This is a genomic window from Nocardioides sp. LHD-245, assembly GCF_030929495.1.
GTDB lineage: Bacteria > Actinomycetota > Actinomycetes > Propionibacteriales > Nocardioidaceae > Nocardioides.
In genome coordinates, this window is the sequence record NZ_JAVFWN010000014.1 from 175,795 (window position 1) to 197,082 (window position 21,288).

Consider the following 21,288-nt stretch of genomic DNA (forward strand, 5'->3'; position numbering starts at 1 on the left):
CGCCGGGCTCAGAGGCTCAAGGGGGTCTTGCAGACGTCGCGTGCCTGCTGCTCGACGCGCGCCAGCGCGGTCGCGGTCTCGGGCGATCCGAGCCGGACGGCGGCCGCCTCGATCGCCTTCCGGTCGTCGTCCGCGAGGCCGGCCGGCGGCGCCTCGACGCGGTACGTCGACGGGTCGACGCCGGCGGCGGCGAGCGCCTCCTCGAGCTCGGTGATCCGGGCGATCACCAGCCGCCAGTCGGCCCGGATGTCGTCCGGGGACCTGTCGGCCAGCGCCTCGAAGCTCGGCAGCGCACGCAGCAACCCGGTCGTCGCGCCTGCCGACAGCGCGGCGCCGACGTCCTCGCGCCGGTCGGCGACCTCGGAGCAGTAGTCGTCGAACGGGTCGTCCTCACCGCCGCGCAGCAGGAGGAAGCCCGCCACGAGCGCCGCGGCGACGACCAGGAGCAGCAGCGGGCCCAGGCGACGACGCAGGCTCAAACCTGCAGCCCGCGCAGCTCGTCGTTGGTCCGCAGCACCGCGTCGCGCATCGCGACCGGGTCGGGGCCGAGCCGCAGCACGCCTCGCGACGAGCTGGCCAGCACCTGCGCGGCACGCGCCCCGAAGATCCGGCGGAGGTCGCTGGTGGTGCCCCCCTGCTCGCCGTACCCGGGCGCCAGGATCGGGCCGTTGAACGCGAGGTCCAGGCCGCGGTCGGTGGCGAGGGTCGCGCCGACGACCGCGCCGAAGGAGCCGAGCGGATCGGCGTCGGCGTTGAGCTCACGCAGGTGCTCGAGCATCGTCGCCGCCACGGAGCGACCGCCGACGACCACGGCCTCCTGGACCTCCGGCCCCTCGGGGTTGGACGTCGCGGCGAGCACGAACAGGCCGGCGTCGTGCTTGACCGCCGTGTCCACGAAGGGCCGGAGGGAGCCGAAGCCGAGGAACGGGCTGACCGTGACCGCGTCGCAGGCCAGCGGCGAGGCCGGGTCGAGATACGCGTCGGCGTAGGCCTGGGACGTCGAGCCGATGTCGCCGCGCTTGATGTCGAGCAGCACCAGCGCGCCCGCGGAGCGAGCCGCGGCGATGACCTGCTCCAGGACCGCAACACCGCGGCTGCCGAAGCGCTCGTAGAAGGCCGACTGCGGCTTCACGACGCTGCAGTGCGGCGCCACCGCCTCGACCGCGCCGAGGGCGAACCGCTCGAGCCCGGCGACGTCGTCGTCGTACCCCCAGGCCCGGAGCAGGCCAGGGTGCGGGTCGATGCCGACGCAGAAGGGGCCGCGGTCGGCCATCGCGGCGTGGAGCCGGGCGCCGAAGGTCATGAGGGGATCCTCCGCAGGACGTCGGGGCCGAGGTCGGCCAGGGTCGGGTAGCCGTCGACGGCCATGATCAGGTCGGCCTCAGCCTGGAGGGCGCGGACCTGGTGGACCGCGCCCGGGACACCGCCGAGGGCCAGGGCGTAGGCGTAGGGCCGGCCGATCGCGACGGCGTCGGCACCGAGGGCGAGCGCCTTGACGACGTCGGCGCCGGTGCGCACGCCGGAGTCGAAGACGACCGGCGCGCGGCCGTCGACCGCGGTCACGACGTCGGGCAGCCAGTCGAGAGCGGCTCCCCCGCCGTTGGCCTGCCGGCCACCGTGGTTGGAGCAGTAGATGCCGTCGACTCCCTCGTCGAGCGCGCGGCGGGCGTCGTCGGGGTGGCAGATGCCCTTGAGCACGATAGGCAGGCCGGTGAGCGAGCGCAGCCAGGGCAGGTCGTCCCAGGTGACCGGGTGGCCGAACGTGCCGACCCAGGTCATCACGATCGTGCCGGGGTCGGGGTCCGGGCCGGTCATCTCCTGGAACACCGGGTCGGAGGTGTAGTTGGCGAGCGCCTTGCCGCGCAGCTGTGGGAAGTTGCCGCTGGCCAGGTCGCGTGGCCGCCAGCCGGGCACCCAGGTGTCGAGGGTGATCACGATCGCCTCGTAACCGGCCTTCTCCGCGCGCTGCACCAAGCTGGCGGCGAGGTCGCGGTTCTTCGGCGTGTAGAGCTGGAACCACTTCCCGGCCTCGCCCGCCGCGGTCGCGACGTCCTCGAGCGGGTCGCTCATCAGCGTCGATCCGATGAGGGGTACGCCGGTCGCCGCCGCCACCTCCGCACCGTGGACGTCGCCGTGCTGGTCGGGCGTGCAGAGGCCGAGGACGCCGATCGGCGCCAGCAGCAGGGGACTCGCCAGCCTCCGCCCGAACAGCTCGACGGACAGGTCGCGCTCGGCCGCCGCGCGCAGCATCCGCGGCACCAGCGCGTAGCGCTGGAAGGCCGCGACATTGGCCCGCTGGGTCGCCTCGTCGCCGGCTCCACCGGCGACATACGTGCGCAGCTCGGGGGGCAGCGCGGCGAGGGCGCGGGCCTCCAGGTCGGCGTAGTCGAACGGATGGGCGGGGAGCACCCCGCCGAGCGCACCGAGGTACAGCTCGATCTGGTAGTCCCCGAACGCCATGAGGACACCGTAGATGAGCCGACCATCCGAAACCGGCACAGGGCCGCCGCGTCCCACTTAGCATCCCGCTATGGCCGCTCCCTCCGCCTTCGCACAACGCCTCGATGCCCGGGTGGCGCAGGCGCTGGACAACCGCCTCGTCGAACGGGTCGGTTCCGGCAGCCGGCGCCGCGCGGCGCGAGCTCTCGCCGCGGTCCTGGTCACACCCGTGCATCTGCTCAGCGTCGTTCTCGCAGTGACCGGCATTCTCCTGCTGGTCCGCGGTGACGGCTGGTGGCAGTGGCTCATGGCAGCGTTCGTGCTCGGTGTCGCCTGGGTGACGCGACCGGACGTCCTCGGCCGAGCCGAGCCGGACACGGTCCTCGTCGCCCCACCGACGGCCCCCGCGCTCACCGACCTTGTCGCTGAGGTCGCCGCTCTCCTCGGCACCCGCCCACCGTCCGAGATCCGGGTCGATCCCCACCTGAACGCCTACGTCGCCCCACGCGGGCTCCGCAACCGCCAGCTCGTCCTCGGCGCGCCCCTGTGGGTGGCGCTCTCACCGCAGGCCCGAGTCGCGCTACTCGGCCACGAGCTCGGCCACCTGGCCCACGGCGACCTGCTCAGCGGGCAGTACGTCGGCAGTGGCTACCGCACTCTCCACCGCTGGGTAGAGCTGCTCGACCCGGTGGGCTCCGAGGTCTTCGAGAACTCCACCCCGGTCCTGGTCCAGGCGGTGATGGCTCCGCCACGATGGATCGTCAACGGCTACCTGCGGCTGCTCGTCGCTGTTAACGCTGCAGCGAGTCGGAGCCAGGAGTTGTACGCCGACCTCGCCTCTGCGGTGGTCGCCGGCACCGAGGGCGCCGTCGGCTGCCTCGAGACATCCCTCCTCGCCGACAGCGTCGGCTCCGCGGCGCAGCGCGCCGCCCTCGACGGCCGCCGACCGGACCTGGGCGAAGCGATCGCCGCCAGAGTCGCCACCATCGACGCCGAGCAGCGTGCGGCCGCCCGGCGGGACGCGGCAGAGGACCGGCGCAGCATCGACGACAGCCATCCGCCGACGGCCGACCGGCTCCGGCTGATCGAGTCCGTGGAGCCCGCACCGGCCGGCATCGTCGTCGACTCTGCCCGCAACGGCAGGATCGACCGCGAACTCGCGCCTGGCCTGCAGCAGGCATTCAAGCGCCTCGGCGATGCCTACCGCTACGTCGGGTGAGCCCCAGGCCGGATCAGTCGCTAAGGCCGCTGAGGATCCGGCGCGGCCACATCGGGCCGCCGTAGATCAGCGCGCTGTAGGCCTGTACCAGGTCCGCTCCGGCCGCGACCCGCGCCGCCGCCTGCTCCGGCGTGCCGATGCCGCCGACTCCGATCAGGGTCAGCCGGTCGCCGACCCGCCCGCGCAGCAGCCGCAGGACCTCGGTGGAACGCTCGGTCAGCGGGGCACCGGACAGGCCGCCCGCGCCGACCTCCTCGACCCGCGCGGCCGGCGTGCGCAGACCGTCGCGGGAGATCGTGGTGTTGGTCGCGATGATCCCGGCGAGGCCGAGGTCGAGCGCCATGTCAGCGACGGCCAGGACGTCGTCGTCGGACAGGTCGGGCGCGATCTTGACCAGCAGCGGGAGCGGCGTCGCCCTCACCCCGTCGGCCGTACGACGCACGTGCTCCAGCAGCGGAGCCAGCTTCTCGACGGCCTGCAGGTTGCGCAGGCCGGGCGTGTTCGGCGAGCTGACGTTGACCACGAGATAGTCCGCGTGGGGGGCGAGCAGCCGGGTCGAGGTCTCGTAGTCGGCCTCGACCGCCGCCTGGTCGTCGTCGGGGACGACCTTGGACTTGCCGATGTTGACGCCGAGCACGAGATCGCCGCGCCGGCGCTTGGCCAGCCGCGCCGCGACGGCGGTGGCGCCGTCGTTGTTGAAGCCCATCCGGTTGACGATCGCCCGGTCCTGCGGCAGGCGGAAGAGCCGTGGGCGGGGGTTGCCGGGCTGGGCCAGCGCGGTGACGGTGCCGATCTCGACGTGGCCGAACCCGAAGGCCCCCATCCGGTCGTAGACCTGGGCGTTCTTGTCGAAGCCGGGCGCGAGGCCGAGCCGGTTGCGGAAGGTGAGGCCCATCGCCCGCACCGGCGCACGCTCCGGGATGGGCGCCCGGCGGAGCACCGGGCCACCGGCCCGCAACGCGTCGTAGGTCAGGTGGTGCGCCCGCTCGGCGTCCAGCTTGACCAGGAGGTGCTCGAACACCCGGTCGTAGAGCGTCATCGGGCGGCCTCGGCGGCGGCGTTCCACTCCTGCAGCGAGCGCACGCCGATCGCTCCCGCGCGCACCGCGGCGATGCCCTGCACGGCGGCGGCGAGGCCCTGCACGGTGGTGATGCACGGGGTGCCGGTCAGCACCGCCGACGAGCGGATCTCGTAGCCGTCGACCCGGGAGTCACCGCCGCCGGTCGACCCGTGCGGGGTGTTGACGATCAGGTCGATCTCGCCGTCGAGGATCATCTGGACGACCGTCGGCTCACCGCCGGGCCCGGTGCCCTCGAAGTGCTTGCGGACGACGGTCGCCTGGACACCGTTGCGGCGCAGCACCTCGGCGGTGCCCTGGGTGGCGAGGATCTCGAAGCCGTAGTCGACGAGCACCCGGGCCGGGAACACCATGGTCCGCTTGTCACGGTCGGCGATCGAGATGAAGACCTTGCCCGAGGTGGGCAGCGGGCCGTACGCCGCGGCCTGCGACTTGCTGAACGCCGTGCCGAAGTCGGCGTCGAAGCCCATCACCTCGCCGGTCGACTTCATCTCCGGACCGAGCACGGTGTCGACGAACTGGCCGTCCTTGGTGCGGAACCGGTTGAACGGCAGCACCGCCTCCTTGACCGCGATCGGCGAGTCGGCGGGCAGCGTGCCGCCGTCGCCCTCGGCGGGGAGCACGCCGGCGGCGCGCAGCTCGACGATGGACTCCCCCAGCATCAGCCGGGCCGCGGCCTTGGCGAGCTGGGTGCCGGTCGCCTTGGACACGAACGGGACCGTGCGGGAGGCTCGCGGGTTGGCCTCGATGACGTAGAGCACGTCGGCGCCCAGGGCGAACTGGATGTTGATCAGGCCGCGCACCCCGACGCCCTTCGCGATGGCCGTGGTGGCCTCACGGATCCGGGCGATCTCGGCGTTGCCGAGGGTGATCGGCGGCAGCGCGCACGACGAGTCGCCGGAGTGGATGCCGGCCTCCTCGATGTGCTCCATCACGCCGCCGAGGAAGAGATCGGTGCCGTCGTACAGCGCGTCGACGTCGATCTCGACCGCGTCGTCGATGAACCGGTCGACCAGGACCGGGCGGTCCGGGCTGATCTCGGTCGCCGCGGCGATATAGGCCTCCAACGCGGCGTCGCTGTAGACGATCTGCATCCCGCGACCGCCGAGGACGTACGACGGCCGCACCAGCACCGGGTAGCCGATGGAGTGCGCGATCGCCTGGGCGTCGTCGTAGGACACCGCGGTGCCGTGCTTGGGCGCGACCAGGCCGGCCTCGGCGAGCACGCGCCCGAACGCCCCCCGCTCCTCGGCGAGGTCGATCGCCTCGGGACTGGTGCCCACGATCGGGACGCCGGCGTCCTGCAGGCCCTGGGCCAGGCCCAGCGGCGTCTGGCCGCCGAGCGTCGCGATGACGCCGGCGATCGGTCCGGCCGCCTTCTCCGCCTCGTAGATCTCGAGCACGTCCTCGAGCGTCAGCGGCTCGAAGTAGAGCCGGTCGGAGGTGTCGTAGTCGGTCGAGACGGTCTCGGGGTTGCAGTTGACCATGATCGTCTCGTAGCCGGCCTCGGCCAGCGCGAGGCTGGCATGGACGCACGAGTAGTCGAACTCGATGCCCTGGCCGATCCGGTTGGGCCCGGAGCCGAGGATGATCACGGCCTCCTTGCCCTCGGCCCGCGGCTGGACCTCGGTCTCCTCGTCGTAGGACGAGTAGTAGTACGGCGTGGCCGCGGCGAACTCCGCGGCGCAGGTGTCGACGGTCTTGTAGACCGGCCGCACGCCGAGCGTCTGCCGGGCGATCCGGACCTCGGACTCCCGCATGCTCCCCCCTTGGGACGAGCGCATGGCCGCGATCTGGGCATCGGAGAAGCCGTGCCGCTTGGCCAGGCGCAGCGCGCCGGCGTCGAGGGTCTCGGTCGCGGCGACCTGCTGGGCGATCTCGTCGATGAGGAACAGCTGGTCGACGAACCACGGGTCGATCTTCGTGGCGTCGTGGACCTCGTCCTGGGTGGCGCCGGCGCGGATCGCCTGCATCACCTCCTGCAGGCGCCCGTCGTGCGGGACCTTCACCTGCTCGAGGAGCGTGGCCTTGTCGCCGACGGGCGAGGACCAGTCGAAGGGAGCGTGCTTGTTCTCGAGCGAGCGCAGCGCCTTGTTGAGCGCCTCGGTGAAGCTGCGCCCGATCGCCATCGCCTCGCCGACCGACTTCATGTGGGTGGTCAGCGTCGGGTCGGCGGTCGGGAACTTCTCGAACGCGAACCGCGGCACCTTCACCACGACGTAGTCGAGGCTCGGCTCGAAGGAGGCCGGGGTCTCCTTGGTGATGTCGTTGGGGATCTCGTCGAGCGTGTAGCCGACGGCGACCTTGGCCGCGATCTTGGCGATCGGGAAGCCGGTCGCCTTGGACGCCAGCGCCGAGGAGCGCGAGACGCGGGGGTTCATCTCGATGACGATGACCCGGCCGTCGGCGGGGTTCACGGCGTACTGGATGTTGCAGCCACCGGTGTCGACGCCGACCTCGCGGATGATGCCGATGGCGAGGTCGCGCAGGTGCTGGTACTCGCGGTCGGTCAGCGTCATCGCCGGCGCGACGGTGATCGAGTCACCGGTGTGCACGCCCATCGGGTCGAAGTTCTCGATCGAGCAGATGATGACGACGTTGTCGGCCTTGTCGCGCATCACCTCCAGCTCGTACTCCTTCCACCCGATGATCGACTCCTCGATCAGCACCTCGGTGGTCGGGCTGGCGGACAGACCCGCGCCGGCGATGCGGTGCAGGTCCTGCTCGTCGTACGCGATGCCGGAGCCCAGGCCGCCCATGGTGAACGACGGACGGACGACGACCGGGAAGCCGAGCTCGCCGGCGGCCTTCTCGACCTCGTCCATCGAGTGGCACACGAAGGACCGGGCGACCTCGCCGCCGACCTTCTCGACGATCGCGTTGAACAGCTCGCGGTTCTCGCCACGGTGGATCGCCTCGAAGCTGGCGCCGATCATCTCGACGCCGTACTTCTCGAGCACGCCGCTCTCGTGGGCCGCGATGGCCGCGTTGAGCGCGGTCTGGCCGCCCAGGGTCGGCAGGATCGCGTCGGGGCGCTCCTTGGCGATGACCTTCTCCACGAACTCCGGGGTGATCGGCTCGACGTACGTCGCGTCGGCGAACTCCGGGTCAGTCATGATCGTGGCCGGGTTGGAGTTGATCAGGACGACCCGCAGGCCCTCCTCCTTGAGCACCCGGCAGGCCTGGGTCCCGGAGTAGTCGAACTCGCAGGCCTGGCCGATGACGATCGGGCCGGAGCCGATGACGAGGACGGACTTGATGTCTTCACGCTTCGGCATCAGGCGTTCTCCTCAAGCAGGGTCGTGAACCGGTCGAAGAGGTACGCCGCGTCGTGCGGGCCGGCGGCGGCCTCGGGGTGGTACTGGACCGAGAAGCTCTTCAACCTGCCGTCGGCGTCACGCAGCTCCAGTCCCTCGACGACGTCGTCGTTGAGGCAGACGTGGCTCACGGTGGCGACGCCGTACGGCGTCTCGGTCGGAGTGTCACGCGGCGCGTCGACGGCGAACCCGTGGTTGTGCGCGGTGACCTCGACCTTGCGGGTGGTCAGGTCCATCACCGGCTGGTTGATGCCACGGTGGCCGTACTTCAGCTTGTAGGTGCCGAAGCCGAGCGCGCGGCCGAAGAGCTGGTTGCCGAAGCAGATGCCGAAGTAGGGCAGGTCCTGCTCGAGGGCCTGCTGCAGCAGCTCGACCTGGCCGGTCGTCGCGGCCGGGTCGCCGGGGCCGTTGGAGAAGAACAGTCCGTCGGGCTGCACGGCGAGGACGTCGTCGATGCTCGCCGTGGCAGGCAGCACGTGCACCTCGATGCCGCGCTCGCTCATCCGTTGCGGGGTCATGTCCTTGATGCCGAGGTCGAGGGCGGCCACGGTGAACCGCTTCTCCCCCTGGGCCGGCACGACGTAGGCGTCGCTGGTCGAGACCGCCTCGGACAGGTTCGCGCCGCTCATCTCGGCGGACGCCTCGACCTTCTCCAGCAGCTTGGCGGGATCGGTCTCGACGGTGGAGATGCCGACCCGCATCGCGCCGCGCTCGCGCAGGTGGCGGGTCAGCGCGCGGGTGTCGATGCCGGAGATGCCGACGACGCCCTGCGCCTTCAGCTCGTCGTCGAGCGAGCGGCGCGAGCGCCAGTTGCTCGGGATGCGCGCGGGCTCGCGGACGACGTACCCGGCGACCCAGATCCGCTTCGACTCCGGGTCCTCGTCGTTGACGCCGGTGTTGCCGATGTGCGGGGCGGTCATGACGACGACCTGCTGGTGGTACGACGGATCGGTGAGCGTCTCCTGGTAGCCGGTCATGCCGGTGTTGAAGACGGCCTCGCCGAAGGTCTCGCCCTCGGCGCCGTAGGCCTCGCCGTGGAACGTGCGGCCGTCCTCGAGGACGAGCAGTGCGGGCGTGCTCATGCGAGCGCTCCTTCCAGGACGGTCGGCGTGCCGCGCAGCAGCGTGGCGACGATGCGACCGGTCAGCTTGCGGTCGTGCCAGGGGTTGTTGCGGCTCAGCGAGACGCTGGCGGCGCGGTCGACCACGACCTGCGCGGCCGGGTCGACGAGAGTCAGGTTGGCGGGCTCGCCGACGGCGACCGGGCGGCCGTGCGCGTCGTCCAGACCGGCGATCCGGGCCGGGTTGACGCTCATCGCGCGGGCCACGCCGGCCCAGTCGAGCAGGCCGTTCTCGACCATCACCGTGGTGACGACCGGCAGCGCCGTCTCGAGGCCGAGCATGCCGAACGCCGCATCGACGAAGGCGTGCTCCTTGTCGTGGCGCGCGTGCGGCGCGTGGTCGGTGGCCACGGCGTCGATGGTGCCGTCGGCCAGCGCCGCGCGCAGCGCCCGGACGTCATCGTCGGGACGCAGCGGCGGGTTGACCTTGAACGTCGGGTCGTAGCCGGTGAGCAGGTCGGTGGTGAGCAGCAGGTGGTGCGGGGTCACCTCGGCGGTCACGTCCCAGTGCCCATCGCGTTCGGCCTGGGCCTTGGCCCAGCGGATCACCTCGACGCTGCCGGCGGTCGAGACGTGCGCGACGTGGACCCGGCTGCCGGTGTGGCGGGCGAGCATCACGTCGCGCGCGACGATGACCTCCTCGGCGACGCCCGGCCAGCCGGGCAGGCCGAGCTGACCCGAGAGCTCTCCCTCGTGGCAGCACGCGGTCGGACCGGCGAGCGACGGGTCCTGGCTGTGCTGGCTGACCACGCCGCCGAACGCCTTGACGTACTCCAGCGCACGGCGCATCACCCGTGGGTCGTGGACGCACCTGCCGTCGTCGGAGAACACCCGCACCTTGGCGCGGCTGCGCGCCATCAGGCCGAGCTCGGCGAGCTCCTCGCCGGCCAGGCCCTTGGTGACGGCGCCGACCGGCTGGACGTCGACCAGGCCCGCCGCGCGGCCCAGGTCGAGCACCCGCTCGGCCGCCTCGGCGGTGTCGGTCACCGGGCTGGTGTTGGCCATCGCGAGGACGGCGGTGAAGCCGCCCACCGCGGCCGCACGCGAGCCGGTGAGCACCGTCTCGGCGTCCTCGCGGCCGGGCTCGCGCAGGTGGGTGTGCAGGTCGACCAGGCCGGGCAGCAGGCGCAGGCCGTCGGCGTCGATGGTCTGCTCCGCCTTGGTGGTGACCTTGCCCAGCTCGGCGATGGTGCCGTCCTGGACGAGGACGTCGGTCGTCGTACCGTCGGGCAAGGTGGCGCCCTTGATCAAGGTGCTCATGCAGAGGTCTCCTCGCCGGCGAGCAGGTGGTAGAGCACGGACATGCGGACCGCGACGCCGGCGGAGACCTGGTCGAGGACGACCGAGTCGAGGGCGTCGGCGGCGTCCGCGGAGATCTCCAGGCCGCGGTTCATCGGCCCCGGGTGCAGGATCGGCGTCCCCGGCTTCAACACCGCGAGCCGGTCACGGGTCAGGCCGTAGCCGACCGTGTACTCGCGCGCGGTCGGGAAGAACGCGCCGCTCATCCGCTCACGCTGGACCCGCAGCATCATCACCGCGTCGGCCTCGGGGAGCACCGCGTCGAGGTCGTACGACGTCGCGAAGCCCGCCGTCTTGGACCAGTCGCCCACGCCCGCGGGCATGAGCGTCGGTGGAGCGACGGCGGTGACCGTGGCGCCGAGCTTGACCAGGCTCTTGACGTTGGAGCGGAACACCCGGCTGTGGGTCAGGTCGCCGACGATCGCGACGTGCTTGCCCTCGAGGGTGCCGAGCTTGCGGGTGAGCGTGTAGCCGTCGAGCAGCGCCTGGGTGGGGTGCTCGTGGGTGCCGTCGCCGGCATTGATCACCGGCACGTCGATCCACCGGCTGATCTGCTCGGCCGCGCCGCTCGCGCCGTGGCGGACCACGAGGCCGTCGATGCCCATCGCCGTCACCGTGAGCACGGTGTCGCGCAGCGACTCGCCCTTGCTCGCGCTGCTGCCCTTGGCGGACAGGTTGATGACGTCGGCCGAGAGCCACTTGCCGGCGATCTCGAAGCTGGAGCGGGTGCGGGTGGAGTCCTCGAAGAACAGGTTGATCACGGTGCGACCGCGCAGCGCGGGCAGCTTCTTGACCTCGCGCCGCTGCACGTCGTGCATCTCGGCGGCGGTGGTGAAGATCTGCTCGATGTCAGCTGTGCTCAGGTCGTCGATGCTGAGGAGGTGCCTGGTCATGCGATCCGCACCTCGTCCTCGCCGTCGGTCTCGACCAGCCGCAGGCTCACCCGCTCGCTGCGGGCGGTCGGCAGGTTCTTGCCGACGTGGTCGGCGCGGATCGGGAGCTCGCGGTGACCGCGGTCCACCAGCACCGCCAGCCGTACGACGGCCGGCCGGCCCAGGTCCGAGAGCGCGTCGAGCGCGGCCCGGATCGTGCGCCCGCTGTAGAGCACGTCGTCGACCAGCACGACGGTCTTGCCGTCGACACCGCCGGCCGGCACCTGCGTGCGGTGCGGCGCCCGAGTGGGGTGGGAGCGCAGGTCGTCGCGGTACATGGTGACGTCGAGCTCACCTGTCGCGACCGTCGTCCCCTCGACCTGGGCGATGTTGTCGGCCAGTCGGCGGGCGAGCGGGACGCCGCGGGTGTGGAGCCCGAGAAGCAGAAGATCCTCGGCGCCCTTGTTGCGCTCGAGGATCTCGTGGGAAATGCGGATCAAAGCCCGGCTGATGTCACCGGCGTCGAGAACGACCCGACCGCTGACGGTGCCATCGTGAGCCTTCGGGGTCTGCTGGGCAGGCAAGGCTGGATGACCCTCCTTCTCCGCCTCACAGGACGGCTCGTTAAAGGATGTCGAACGGCGCCGACTCTACCGGCTCCCCGTCGTCCCCGGCGAACCGGGGCGGGCGTGCCGCCGGAGGGAGTCTGCCAATCCCCGGTTGGGGCTCCGGTTGTTGCGGTTTGGTCCCAAACCGCAACAATTCGGGGCCCGGACATGCAGTCTCTGCCCAATCGACGGGTGGTTCGGGGCGTCCGGAGCTGCTCCGGATGTCGCGGGCGCCGGACACACCGGAGGGACCCGGCGGCACCGGATCCCTCCGCGACTGGCGGCCTACTTGAAGGCGTCCTTCACCTTCTCGCCGGCCTGCTTGAGGCTGCCCTTGGCCTTGTCGACCTTGCCCTCGGCCTCGAGGTCCTCGTCGTCGGTGGCCTTGCCCACCGCCTCCTTGGCCTCGCCCATCTTCTCCTGAGCCTGGTTCTTCAGCTTGTCGTCGAGACCCATCGCCGTCTCCTCTCGTCGTCGGTCGTTGTCCTGTCCGAAGTACCCGCGCGCTGGTCGCCGATCCGGGTGATCGACATCGCATCACGGTCCGAGGTCGTTGCGGTTTGGTCCCAAACCGCAACAATTCGGCCCCAGAACGTGCAGTCTCTGCCCAATCGACGAATCCGAGGCGTCCGGACCGGAGGAGGACCCATGCGATCGACTGTCGCTGCAATTCCCGCCCTCGTGTGGGTCGCCGCCGCCCTGATGGGTGTCGGTTTCTGGACTGACGATGCGCGAGCGATCTATGTCGCATTGTTCTGCCTGGTGATCGCTGGCGTGAACGTCGTTCGCGGGCCCCGGGGGTAGGCGGGCCCAGGAAGGAGGCCGACAGCGACGTCCCCTCTAGCGGAAGTCACGCGACGACTGCCGGATCTGCAGCGCCGCCCCGACCCCCGGCAGGACCGACTCCAGCGGCTCGATCCGGTCGGCGACCAGATTAGTGACGCCGTCCTGACGCTCCACCTGGCCGCGGATCACCACCGCGATCCGATTGCGGGCCGCCTGGCGGTACACCTTCATCACCCCCGTGGAGCAGACCACGTTCAGCATGCCGGTCTCGTCCTCGAGGTTGAGGAAGGTGATCCCGCCGGCGGTCCCCGGGCTCTGCCGGTGGGTGATCAGGCCGGCGACGTGCACCCGCCGGCCGGCGTCGGTCGCCGGGAGATCCGCCACCGACTTGATGCCGGCCGCGGCCAGGGCCCCGCGGAAGTGCTGCACCGGGTGGACGTCGGTGGAGACCCGGGTCGCCCACAGGTCTGCCAGCGTCACCTCCCAGGCCGACATCTCCGGCAGCTCCGGCGGCGCAGGCGCCGGCGTGCTCCCCGGGAGCTGCTCACCACTCTCCGCATAGCCCGCCATCCACAGCGCCTGCCGGCGGTCCAGGCCGAACCCGGCGAGCGCGCCCGCCGTCGCCAGCGCCTCGAGCTGGACCGGCGTCAGCCCGGCGCGCCGGGAGAGATCGGGGATGTCGGCGTACGGCGCCGCGGCGCGCTCGGTCACGATGCGGGTCGCGACGTCCTTCCCGATCCCCTTCACGGTGTCGAGCCCCAGTCGCACGGTCAGCGCGCCGTCGTACCGCAGCGGGTCCCCAGAGGTCGTGGCCTCGCCCGGCTCCAACCCGGCCTGGACGCCGGAACGGACCAGATCGGGGGGCAGGACGACGACGCCGTGGCGGCGGGCGTCGGCGATCAGGGACTGCGGGGAGTAGAAGCCCATCGGCTGGTTGCGCAGCAGCCCGGCCAGGAAGGCCGCCGGGTAGTGCAGCTTGAACCACGACGAGGCGTAGACGAGCAGCGCGAAGCTGAGCGCGTGGGACTCGGCGAACCCGAAGTCGGCGAAGGAGAGGATCCGGTGATAGATCGCATCGGCCTTGCCACCGGTGATCTTGCGCTTCCTCATCCCGGCGTAGAGCTTGTCCTTGACCTTCTCGATCCGCTCGATCCCGCGCTTGGAGCCCATCGCCCGGCGCAGCAGGTCGGCCTCGTCGGCCGTGCAGTCGCCCAGGGTCTTGGCCATCTCCATCAGCTGCTCCTGGAAGAGGGGGACGCCGAGCGTGCGCTCGAGGATCGGCTCCAGCGACGGGTGGTCGTACTGCCATCCCTGCTCCTGCCCGGTCTTGCGCCGGATGTAGGGATGCACGGCGCCGCCCTGGATCGGCCCGGGCCGGATCAGCGCGATCTCGATGGCCAGCTCGTAGAACTCCTGGGGCTTGAGCCGCGGCAGGGTGCCGATCTGGGCGCGGGACTCGACCTGGAAGACACCGATCGAGTCGGCCCGGCCGAGCATCTCGTAGACCTCCGGCTCCTCCTTCGGGATGGTCGCCAGCTCCCAGCGGGTCCCGAGGTGCACCTCGACGAGGCGGATCATGTGGTCGAGCGCGCCGAGCATGCCGAGCCCGAGCAGGTCGAACTTCACCAGCCCCATCGACTCGCAGCCGTCCTTGTCCCACTGCAGCACGGTCCGGTTCTCCATCCGCGCCTTCTCGATCGGGCAGACCTCGCCGATCGGCCGCTCGGTGAGGACCATCCCGCCGGAGTGGATCCCGAGGTGGCGCGGCGCCCCCATCAGCTCCTCGGCCAGCGACCGGACCTGCGCCGGTACGCCGATCTCCTCGTCGATCTCCCGCCCCCAGCCGTCGACCTGCTTGGACCAGGCGTCCTGCTGGCCCGTGGAGTAGCCCAGTGCCTTCGCGGCGTCGCGGATCGCCATCCGCGGCCGGTAGCTGATCACGTTGCACACCTGCGCGGCGTTGCGCCGGCCGTAGGTGTCGTAGACCCACTGGATCACCTCCTCGCGCCGGTCGGAGTCGAAGTCGACGTCGATGTCCGGCTCCTCCTCGCGGTGGGCGGAGATGAACCTCTCGAAGGGCAGGTTGTAGCGGACCGAGTCGATGGCGGTGATCCCGAGCGCGTAGCAGACCGCGGAGCTGGCCGCCGAGCCTCGGCCCTGGCACAGGATCTTCTCCTTGCGGGCGAAGGCGACGATGTCGTGGACGATGATGAAATACCCGGCGAAGTCCTTCTCGAGGATCACCTTCATCTCCCTCTCGATCCGCTGCCGCGCCTCCTCCGCGTGCGGCTCGTGGTCATAGCGCCAGGCGAAGCCCTTCTCCACCAGCTCACGCAGGTACTCCCCCGCCGTGCACCCCTCCGGGATGCGCTGCTTCGGCAGCCGCGGCGAGGCCTTGCGCAGGTCGAACGCCAGCTCACCCGCGAGGACGACGGAGCGGCGTACGGCGTCCGGACGGTGCGCGAACCGCCGCAGCATCTCCTCCCCGCTGCGCAGGTGCGCGCCACCGGACAGGTCGAGCCAGCCGTCGAGATCGGCGATGCTGCGCCGCGCCCGCACCGCCGCCATCGCCGCCGCCAGCCGGCGGTTCTCGGGGGTCGCGAAGTGGACGTTGCCGGTCGCCACGACCGGCAGCCCCCGGTCGTCGGCGATCCGGGCCAGCAGGTCGTTGTCCTCCTCGCCGCCGGGATGGTCGCTGACCGCCAGCTCCACGACGACGTGCTCGCCCCCGAACCGGTCGACCAGCAGGTCGAGCTCGCGCACGGCGGCAGCCGGGCCGGCGCACCTCAGCGCCTGGCGGACGGCGCCCTTGCGGCACCCGGTGAGCACCGCCCAGTGCCCTCTCCCCCGCTCCGCGAGCTCATCGAGGTCGTGGGCGGGACTGCCCTTCTCCGGGGCGCGCAGCCCGGCCTCGGTGATCGCCCCGGAGAGCCGGTGGTAGCCCTCCACCCCGCGCGCCAGCACCAGCAGGTGACTGCCCTCGGGGTCGGGGATGCCGCTCTGGGATCGGTGGACACCGAGGGTCAGCTCGGCACCGTAGACCGTCGCCATGGCGTAGTCGGTGCCCGCCTCCGCGAACAGCGGCGCTCCGGCGAAGCCGTCGTGATCGGTGAGCGCGAGCGCGTCGAGACCAAGCCGGACCCCCTCCTTGACCAGATCACCGGGTGAGCTGGCGCCGTCGAGGAAGCTGAAGTGGCTGTGGCAGTGCAGCTCGGCGTACGGCACCGCTCCCTCCGGTCGGCTCACCCGGTCGGGCTCGGCCCGTGGCCGCTTCCGGCGCGACACCGGCGCCTCGAGGGGACGTCCGGACATCAGTGCCTCGTGCTCCCGCCACGGGAGCGGTGGGTTGTGCCAGCCCATGCCTCGACAGTAATCGAACATCTGTTCGATATCCAACGACCCTACGATGAATCTCCCGCGGTCCGGCGGTCGTCCTGGGCAGCGGTCCTCGCCGAGGGCCCTCGGACCCGAGGAGTTCCCATGGTTTCAGTACGCACCCACCTGTGGTTCGGCAACGACAAGGCCGTCGAGGCGGCCCGCTTCTACGCCGAGCACATCCCCGGATCGTCGGTCGGTCGCGTCGTCACCGCCTGGACCGAGCCCGGCACCTCGGTCGCCGAGGTCGTCGAGTTCACCGTCGCCGGCCACGAGGTCATCGGCCTCAATGCCGGCCCCGAGTTCCACCTCAATGAGGCGTTCTCCTTCTACCTCCGCGTCAACGGCCAGGAGGAGGTCGACCGCTACTGGGACATCCTCACCGCCGACGGCGGCGAACCCGGTCCCTGCGGCTGGTGCAAGGACAGGTACGGCGTCTCCTGGCAGGTCATCCCCGTCGAGCTCGAGGAGCTGTGCGGCGACTACACGACGCCCGCCAATCAGGCGGCCTGCAACGCCATGCTGAAGATGGGCAGGATCGACGTAGCCGAGCTGCAGGCGGCGTACGACGGGGCGTGATCAGTTGATGATCTCGCCGCGCTCGTCCTCGCGCAGCACCGCCAGCCGGTCACGCCAGGTCTGCAGCGCCTCGGGCGTGAGCCGGGTCCAGTCGGCCACCTCGCCGACGACCCGGAGCGGTTCCCGGCTGCGGTAGGACCGCGTGGGATTGCCGGGGAACTTCTTGTCGGTGACGTTCGGGTCGTTCTCGAAGAGACCGGTCGGCTCGACGGCGTACACGCGGGGCGCGGCATCGCCCGGCGCGAGCTCGGCGGCCAGCCCGGCACCGTCGGGCAGCGCCGTGAAGTAGATGTGGTTCATCACGACCTCGGGCCGGTAGTTCGAACGGTAGCCCGCCGTCAGCAGGTCCCCCGCCCGGAGATCGGCCTTCGTGCCGTGGAAGAACGGCCCCTCGTCCAGCACGTCGCTCACCGTCCCAGCCTAGGCCGCCGCTCCAGGGTGACCAGTTCTCGGGACCGCGGCCGTCATACCGGTGACAGGACGAGACGGAAGGATGACGTGATGAGCGTGGACGCACGAGCCGAGGAGCGCGACAGGGGCCCTCTGGGCGAGGTCGACGAGGCGACCTTCTCGGACCTGGCGGAGCCGCACCGCCGCGAGCTGCATGTGCACTGCTACCGGATGCTGGGATCCTTCGAGGACGCCGAGGACACGGTGCAGGAGACCTTCCTGCGTGCCTGGCGGCGGCGGGAGACCTTCGAGGGCCGCGCCACCTTCCGGGCCTGGCTGTATCGCATCGCGACCAACGCCTGCCTGGACCTGCTGGCCCGGCGCCGGCCGCGGGCGGCCGTCGGCGGCGAGGTGCACTGGCTGCAGCCCTATCCGGACCGGCTGCTCGACGAGCTGCCCTCGGACGGCGCGGACGAGCCGGAGGCGGTCGCCGTCGCCCAGGAGACGATCGAGCTGGCCTACGTGGTCGCGGTCCAGCACCTCGCCCCGCGCCCGCGGGCCGCGCTGATCTTGCGCGACGTGCTCGGCTGGCCGGCCAAGGACGTCTCGGAGCTGCTCGGCGACTCGGTCGACTCGGTGAACAGCGCACTGCGGCGTGCCCGCGCCGGGATGCGCGAGCACCTGCCCGCCGAACGGCGGGAGTGGACCGGCGGTGCGGAGGACCCGAGCGCCCGCGAGGTGGTACGCCGCTACGTCGAGGCGGGCGTCGCCACGGACGTCGACGGCCTGGCCGCGCTGCTGCGCGAGGACATCCGCTGCTCGATGCCGCCCACGCCCGGCCTGCACGTCGGCCGCGACGCCGTCGTGGGCGACTGGGTCGCGAGCGGCTTCGCGGACCTGGGCCCGCTGCGCACCGTCGTCACCTCCGCGAACCGGCAGCCGGCCGTCGCCTTCTACCTCTGGCAGCACGAGGAGGACGCCCACCTCCCGCTGACCGTCGACGTCCTGCGCGTCACCGGGGGCGCGATCTCCGAGATCACCACCTTCCACGCCGACCAGTTCCCACGGCTCGGGCTCCCGGAGCGGCTGTCGCGCTGACGGGCCTCGCCGGCGCCGTTCAGCAGCCGACACAGGTCCGGGCCGCGGGCCGCACCTGGAGGCGGGCCGGATCGATCGGGGCGCCGCACGCCTCGCACCTCCCGTAGACGCCGTTGTCCAGTCGGATCAGTGCCGCCTCCACCTCCGCCAGATGACGTCGCGCCTGCGCGACCAGCGTCGCGAGCTGGGACCGCTCGAACGCGATCGTGGCGCCCTCCGGATCATGCTCGTCGTCGGCGTTCGTGTCCCGTGACGCAGCGACCACCTCGGCGAAGCTGCCGGTCAGCGCGGCCAGTCGTCGCCGCGCCTCGTCCCGCTCCGCCTCCAGCAACTCCCGCGCGCCCTCCACCCTGCCGATGCTGCCAGCGGGCGCCGACACCCTCGACCAGATCTAGAACACGTTCTACAGTGCGACCATGGACCTTGTCGCGATCGAGGAGATCAAGCGCCTCAAGCACCGCTACTTCCGCACCCTCGACCTGAAGAGGTGGGAGGAGTACGCCGACTGCCTCGCCGAGGACGTCAGCGCCCGCTACGGCACGCAGGCGATGGGCGAGCCGCTGCACTTCGACAACCGGGTCGACGTGGTGACGTACATGGAGAAGAACCTCGGCCCCTCGATCATCACGATCCACATCGCCAACCACCCCGAGATCGACGTCGACGGCGACACCGCGACCGGATCGTGGGCGTTCGAGGACACCGTGATCGTGCCGGACTTCAAGGTACAGATCCGGGGCGGCGGCTACTACGTCGACACCTATCGGCGTGACACCGACGGTGCGTGGCGGATCGCCTCGACGCAGTACGAGCGGATCTACGAGGCGATGACGTCCCTCGACGACACGCCGAGCTTCAAGCTGATCGCCAACCGGTGGGACCCGTCGCTCGAGCACTGACGGGCCACCCCCGGGCGGCGTGCGGCGCGATCAGTTCAGCTCGAGCTCGTGGAACGGGTAGTCCTTGGGCCCGAGGAACTCGGTGCCAGGGACGAACCGGCCGTTCGGGTCGGCGGAGTTCACGTAGTTGTTCAGGTTGCGCGGCGCCTGGCGGTAGATCAGGTCCACCCAGCCGGCGTACTTCGCCGCCATCGGCTGGTCGTCCCAGAAGATGACGTTCTGCTCATCGGAGTGCCAGCCGAGCTGGGTCCAGTTCTCGCTGCTGGACAGGACGACATTGCCGTCGGCGCGGCCGTCCAGGTGCCCCTGGACCGCCAGGCCCTTCAGGTGGACGTAGCGGTCCTTGAACTTGTTGGCCGTCGCGCCGGTGATGTAGACCATCTGCTTCGCCGGGAGGCCGCGCAGGATGTTGCGGATCTTCAGCGGCATCATCATGAACACGATCCGCACGTCGCACCCCGCGTTGTGCAGCGCCCGGACCTTCTTCGCGACCTTCACGCCGCGCTGGTCGCCCCACACGGCGTTGGCGATCCGCACCTTGGTCCGGCCGCCCGGGACGTTGGACGCGCCCGTGCACTGCACCTTGTTGAGCACCTTGAGCGCCGGGTCGGTCTTCTTGCGGTGCGGCGCGAACATCGTCGTGATCGTGGCGCCCGGCGTGGTGGTGCTGGGCACGGTGAAGCGCAGCGGCTTGACGTTCTTGTCCTTCTTCGCCTGCTTCCACATCGTCATCCAGCCGTCGTAGAGGCCCGGGTTCTCGGTGACGGTGGTCCAGTCGTTGAACTGCTGCACGGCCGCGGCTCCGGTGAAGTTGCCCGAGCCCTGCATGGCGATGTTCGTGGTCGCACCGGAGCGGCTGACCAGCATCAGCTTGGAGTGCATCGCACCACCCTTGCCACGGCAGGTCGACATGCAGGTGCGGATCCAGCTGCGCAGCTCCTTCGGCCTGTCCGCGTTGCCCTTCTTCAGCGCATTGCGCAGGGTCGGGTACGAGCGGCCCGGCCCCTGCGACTTCGCCAGGCCCCGGGCCATGATGATCTGCACCGAGACACCCCGCTTGTGGGCCTTGATGAAGGCGTTCGCGTACTTCGGCGAGTCGAAGTTCCAGGTCATCAGGCGGATCGTCTCGCCGGCCGGCACATTCTTGACCGTCTTGATGATCCGGCGCTGGATCTTGGTCTTCTTCTTCGTGCTGCGGAACGGGTGGTTGAACACGATCCCCGGCTTCACGACGTACGCCGGGTCGGGCCCCTTCTTCGCGGCGACACCGGCCGGGACGGCTGCGTCGGCGGACGTCACGTCGCCCTGTCCCACCACCAGCAGGGCCGTGGCGAGGAGCAGCGCCACGCCTGTGACCACGACTCCCCGAGCCCAACCGACCGCCGACGTACCCCACCCGAACCGCACGATGCCCACACTCCTCGTTCCCGATCTGCTTCCCCCCTCACAGCGTCGGAGCGCGCGGATTCGTTACAGGTGGGACGCAGGTCACCTGTCGTGGAAGAAGCGACGGCTACCGCAGCAGCCGGTCGATCTCGCCGAGAACGCCCTTGCGGTTCCTGCCGGCCACCTCACGCTCCTGGACCCGCCGCAGGTCGGCCGGACCGAGCCCGGTCAGGCGGGCCTTCACCTGCGGGACGGTGAGTCGGTCGAGATCGGGGACCACGAGCGTCTCGATGTTGTCGGGCGGCGCTTCGGGGGTCGGCGTCGGCGCGGGCTTCCGGCGCCCGGGGAGGAGCTGAGCCGGGAGGAGCTGGGTGGGGACGAGCGGCAGTCGGGGCGCCTGGCCGCGGACGGTGTCGAGCACCTGCAGCAGCGCCTGGGAGTAGGCCTTGCCCGTGCTGACCAGCTGGCCGAGGAGGCTGTCGGCCTCGGCGCGGGTCAGCGAGCCGCGGGCGACGAGGTCGTCCATCAGCCCCTGGAGCCGGGACATCTGGATGGTGACGCTGTGCTCGAGGGCTCCGTGCAGGGCGCGCAGGTTGCGCCCGACGAGGTCAGCCGGCTTGCCGGTCCGTCCCATCTCTCCTCCAGACGTCACCCCTCCTCTTGCAGGGTAGCCATCAGATGAGCGGGTGGACAGAGCCGCGGCGCCTAGCGATCCTTGGTCGCTAGAACTCCGACGTCGGTCTTGAGTTTCAGGCGGCGGTTCCCAGGCGCGCGTGGTCGAGATAGCCGTTGACGTGACGGTCGACGACGGCGAGTGCCCGTT

At 71.0% G+C, this 21,288-nt stretch carries 19 protein-coding genes; 4 read left to right on the forward strand and 15 right to left on the reverse strand.

Features of this window, described 5'->3' with window-relative positions; translation table 11 throughout:
• Positions 1 to 8: 8 nt before the first annotated feature.
• Genes RB608_RS20850 through RB608_RS20860 form a run of 3 tightly spaced genes read right to left on the reverse strand, consistent with a single transcriptional unit; the run spans position 9 to position 2,460 of the window.
• The gene (locus tag RB608_RS20850) at positions 9 to 479 is read right to left on the reverse strand and encodes a hypothetical protein (protein WP_308089976.1); all 471 of its coding nucleotides are present in this window, start codon (positions 477 to 479) and stop codon (positions 9 to 11) included.
• Positions 476 to 1,303 (reverse strand): orotidine-5'-phosphate decarboxylase, encoded by an 828-nt coding sequence (gene pyrF, locus RB608_RS20855; RefSeq protein ID WP_308089977.1) that lies wholly within the window; start codon positions 1,301 to 1,303, stop codon positions 476 to 478. Before pyrF ends, RB608_RS20850 begins: the two co-directional genes overlap by 4 nt.
• Positions 1,300 to 2,460: an alpha-hydroxy-acid oxidizing protein gene (locus RB608_RS20860; protein WP_308089978.1), complete on the reverse strand. Its 1,161-nt coding sequence runs from the start codon at positions 2,458 to 2,460 to the stop codon at positions 1,300 to 1,302. The genes pyrF and RB608_RS20860 overlap by 4 nt, the downstream gene beginning before the upstream one ends.
• A gap of 70 nt (positions 2,461 to 2,530) precedes the next feature.
• On the opposite strand from RB608_RS20860, the gene RB608_RS20865 reads away from it, so the two are divergent.
• Positions 2,531 to 3,658 (forward strand): M48 family metalloprotease, encoded by a 1,128-nt coding sequence (locus RB608_RS20865; protein WP_308089979.1) that lies wholly within the window; start codon positions 2,531 to 2,533, stop codon positions 3,656 to 3,658.
• Positions 3,659 to 3,671: 13 nt separating this feature from the next.
• On the opposite strand, the gene RB608_RS20870 is transcribed toward RB608_RS20865, so the two are convergent.
• The 8 genes from RB608_RS20870 to RB608_RS20905 all read right to left on the reverse strand — a co-directional run bounded on the left by RB608_RS20870 (position 3,672) and on the right by RB608_RS20905 (position 16,098).
• The gene (locus tag RB608_RS20870; protein WP_308089980.1) at positions 3,672 to 4,697 is read right to left on the reverse strand and encodes a quinone-dependent dihydroorotate dehydrogenase; all 1,026 of its coding nucleotides are present in this window, start codon (positions 4,695 to 4,697) and stop codon (positions 3,672 to 3,674) included.
• Entirely contained in the window at positions 4,694 to 8,014 is a 3,321-nt protein-coding gene (gene carB / locus RB608_RS20875) for a carbamoyl-phosphate synthase large subunit (RefSeq protein ID WP_308089981.1), read from the reverse strand. The genes RB608_RS20870 and carB overlap by 4 nt, the downstream gene beginning before the upstream one ends.
• Complete coding sequence (carA, locus tag RB608_RS20880; RefSeq protein ID WP_308089982.1) at positions 8,014 to 9,135, reverse strand: glutamine-hydrolyzing carbamoyl-phosphate synthase small subunit; 1,122 nt, start codon at positions 9,133 to 9,135, stop codon at positions 8,014 to 8,016. The genes carB and carA overlap by 1 nt, the downstream gene beginning before the upstream one ends.
• The gene (locus RB608_RS20885; protein ID WP_308089983.1) at positions 9,132 to 10,433 is read right to left on the reverse strand and encodes a dihydroorotase; all 1,302 of its coding nucleotides are present in this window, start codon (positions 10,431 to 10,433) and stop codon (positions 9,132 to 9,134) included. The genes carA and RB608_RS20885 overlap by 4 nt, the downstream gene beginning before the upstream one ends.
• Entirely contained in the window at positions 10,430 to 11,365 is a 936-nt protein-coding gene (locus RB608_RS20890; RefSeq protein ID WP_308089984.1) for an aspartate carbamoyltransferase catalytic subunit, read from the reverse strand. Before RB608_RS20890 ends, RB608_RS20885 begins: the two co-directional genes overlap by 4 nt.
• On the reverse strand, positions 11,362 to 11,928 hold the full coding sequence (gene pyrR / locus RB608_RS20895; protein WP_308089985.1) for a bifunctional pyr operon transcriptional regulator/uracil phosphoribosyltransferase PyrR: 567 nt from the start codon (positions 11,926 to 11,928) through the stop codon (positions 11,362 to 11,364). The genes RB608_RS20890 and pyrR overlap by 4 nt, the downstream gene beginning before the upstream one ends.
• 309 nt (positions 11,929 to 12,237) lie before the next feature.
• Complete coding sequence (locus tag RB608_RS20900; protein ID WP_308089986.1) at positions 12,238 to 12,408, reverse strand: CsbD family protein; 171 nt, start codon at positions 12,406 to 12,408, stop codon at positions 12,238 to 12,240.
• A 384-nt stretch (positions 12,409 to 12,792) separates the two neighbouring features.
• A complete protein-coding gene (locus RB608_RS20905; protein WP_308089987.1) occupies positions 12,793 to 16,098 on the reverse strand; it encodes an error-prone DNA polymerase in 3,306 nt (1,101 codons plus the stop codon).
• Positions 16,099 to 16,218: 120 nt separating this feature from the next.
• Here RB608_RS20905 and RB608_RS20910 point away from each other — a divergent pair, with 120 nt between their 5' ends.
• Positions 16,219 to 16,692 carry a VOC family protein gene (locus RB608_RS20910; protein ID WP_308089988.1) on the forward strand — a complete coding sequence of 158 codons (474 nt, stop codon included), beginning with the start codon at positions 16,219 to 16,221 and terminating at the stop codon, positions 16,690 to 16,692.
• Here the strand turns inward: RB608_RS20910 and arr are convergent, their stop codons facing one another.
• Positions 16,693 to 17,103, reverse strand: a complete 411-nt coding sequence (gene arr / locus RB608_RS20915) for an NAD(+)--rifampin ADP-ribosyltransferase (RefSeq protein ID WP_308089989.1) — start codon at positions 17,101 to 17,103, stop codon at positions 16,693 to 16,695.
• 90 nt (positions 17,104 to 17,193) lie between these two features.
• Between arr and RB608_RS20920 the strand changes: the two genes are divergently transcribed.
• Entirely contained in the window at positions 17,194 to 18,180 is a 987-nt protein-coding gene (locus RB608_RS20920; RefSeq protein WP_308089990.1) for an RNA polymerase subunit sigma-70, read from the forward strand.
• A gap of 19 nt (positions 18,181 to 18,199) precedes the next feature.
• Here the strand turns inward: RB608_RS20920 and RB608_RS20925 are convergent, their stop codons facing one another.
• Entirely contained in the window at positions 18,200 to 18,529 is a 330-nt protein-coding gene (locus RB608_RS20925) for a TraR/DksA C4-type zinc finger protein (RefSeq protein WP_308089991.1), read from the reverse strand.
• A 67-nt stretch (positions 18,530 to 18,596) separates the two neighbouring features.
• On the opposite strand from RB608_RS20925, the gene RB608_RS20930 reads away from it, so the two are divergent.
• Positions 18,597 to 19,079: a nuclear transport factor 2 family protein gene (locus tag RB608_RS20930; protein WP_308089992.1), complete on the forward strand. Its 483-nt coding sequence runs from the start codon at positions 18,597 to 18,599 to the stop codon at positions 19,077 to 19,079.
• A 30-nt stretch (positions 19,080 to 19,109) separates the two neighbouring features.
• On the opposite strand, the gene RB608_RS20935 is transcribed toward RB608_RS20930, so the two are convergent.
• Together RB608_RS20935 and RB608_RS20940 are read right to left on the reverse strand one after the other, a co-directional pair.
• Positions 19,110 to 20,438 (reverse strand): phospholipase D-like domain-containing protein, encoded by a 1,329-nt coding sequence (locus RB608_RS20935; protein WP_308089993.1) that lies wholly within the window; start codon positions 20,436 to 20,438, stop codon positions 19,110 to 19,112.
• A gap of 154 nt (positions 20,439 to 20,592) precedes the next feature.
• On the reverse strand, positions 20,593 to 21,099 hold the full coding sequence (locus RB608_RS20940) for a hypothetical protein (protein ID WP_308089994.1): 507 nt from the start codon (positions 21,097 to 21,099) through the stop codon (positions 20,593 to 20,595).
• Positions 21,100 to 21,288: the final 189 nt, after the last annotated feature.

Excerpts from the sequence above, each read along its gene's own strand:
- pyrF (WP_308089977.1), bottom strand. The coding sequence starts at position 1,303 with ATGACCTTCGGCGCCCGGCTCCACGCCGCGATGGCCGACCGCGGCCCC.
- RB608_RS20860 (WP_308089978.1), bottom strand. The coding sequence starts at position 2,460 with ATGGCGTTCGGGGACTACCAGATCGAGCTGTACCTCGGTGCGCTCGGC.
- RB608_RS20865 (WP_308089979.1), top strand. The coding sequence starts at position 2,531 with ATGGCCGCTCCCTCCGCCTTCGCACAACGCCTCGATGCCCGGGTGGCG.
- RB608_RS20870 (WP_308089980.1), bottom strand. The coding sequence starts at position 4,697 with ATGACGCTCTACGACCGGGTGTTCGAGCACCTCCTGGTCAAGCTGGAC.
- carB (WP_308089981.1), bottom strand. The coding sequence starts at position 8,014 with ATGCCGAAGCGTGAAGACATCAAGTCCGTCCTCGTCATCGGCTCCGGC.
- carA (WP_308089982.1), bottom strand. The coding sequence starts at position 9,135 with ATGAGCACGCCCGCACTGCTCGTCCTCGAGGACGGCCGCACGTTCCAC.
- RB608_RS20885 (WP_308089983.1), bottom strand. The coding sequence starts at position 10,433 with ATGAGCACCTTGATCAAGGGCGCCACCTTGCCCGACGGTACGACGACC.
- RB608_RS20890 (WP_308089984.1), bottom strand. The coding sequence starts at position 11,365 with ATGACCAGGCACCTCCTCAGCATCGACGACCTGAGCACAGCTGACATC.
- RB608_RS20900 (WP_308089986.1), bottom strand. The coding sequence starts at position 12,408 with ATGGGTCTCGACGACAAGCTGAAGAACCAGGCTCAGGAGAAGATGGGC.
- RB608_RS20905 (WP_308089987.1), bottom strand. The coding sequence starts at position 16,098 with ATGGGCTGGCACAACCCACCGCTCCCGTGGCGGGAGCACGAGGCACTG.
- RB608_RS20910 (WP_308089988.1), top strand. The coding sequence starts at position 16,219 with ATGGTTTCAGTACGCACCCACCTGTGGTTCGGCAACGACAAGGCCGTC.
- RB608_RS20920 (WP_308089990.1), top strand. The coding sequence starts at position 17,194 with ATGAGCGTGGACGCACGAGCCGAGGAGCGCGACAGGGGCCCTCTGGGC.
- RB608_RS20930 (WP_308089992.1), top strand. The coding sequence starts at position 18,597 with ATGGACCTTGTCGCGATCGAGGAGATCAAGCGCCTCAAGCACCGCTAC.
- RB608_RS20940 (WP_308089994.1), bottom strand. The coding sequence starts at position 21,099 with ATGGGACGGACCGGCAAGCCGGCTGACCTCGTCGGGCGCAACCTGCGC.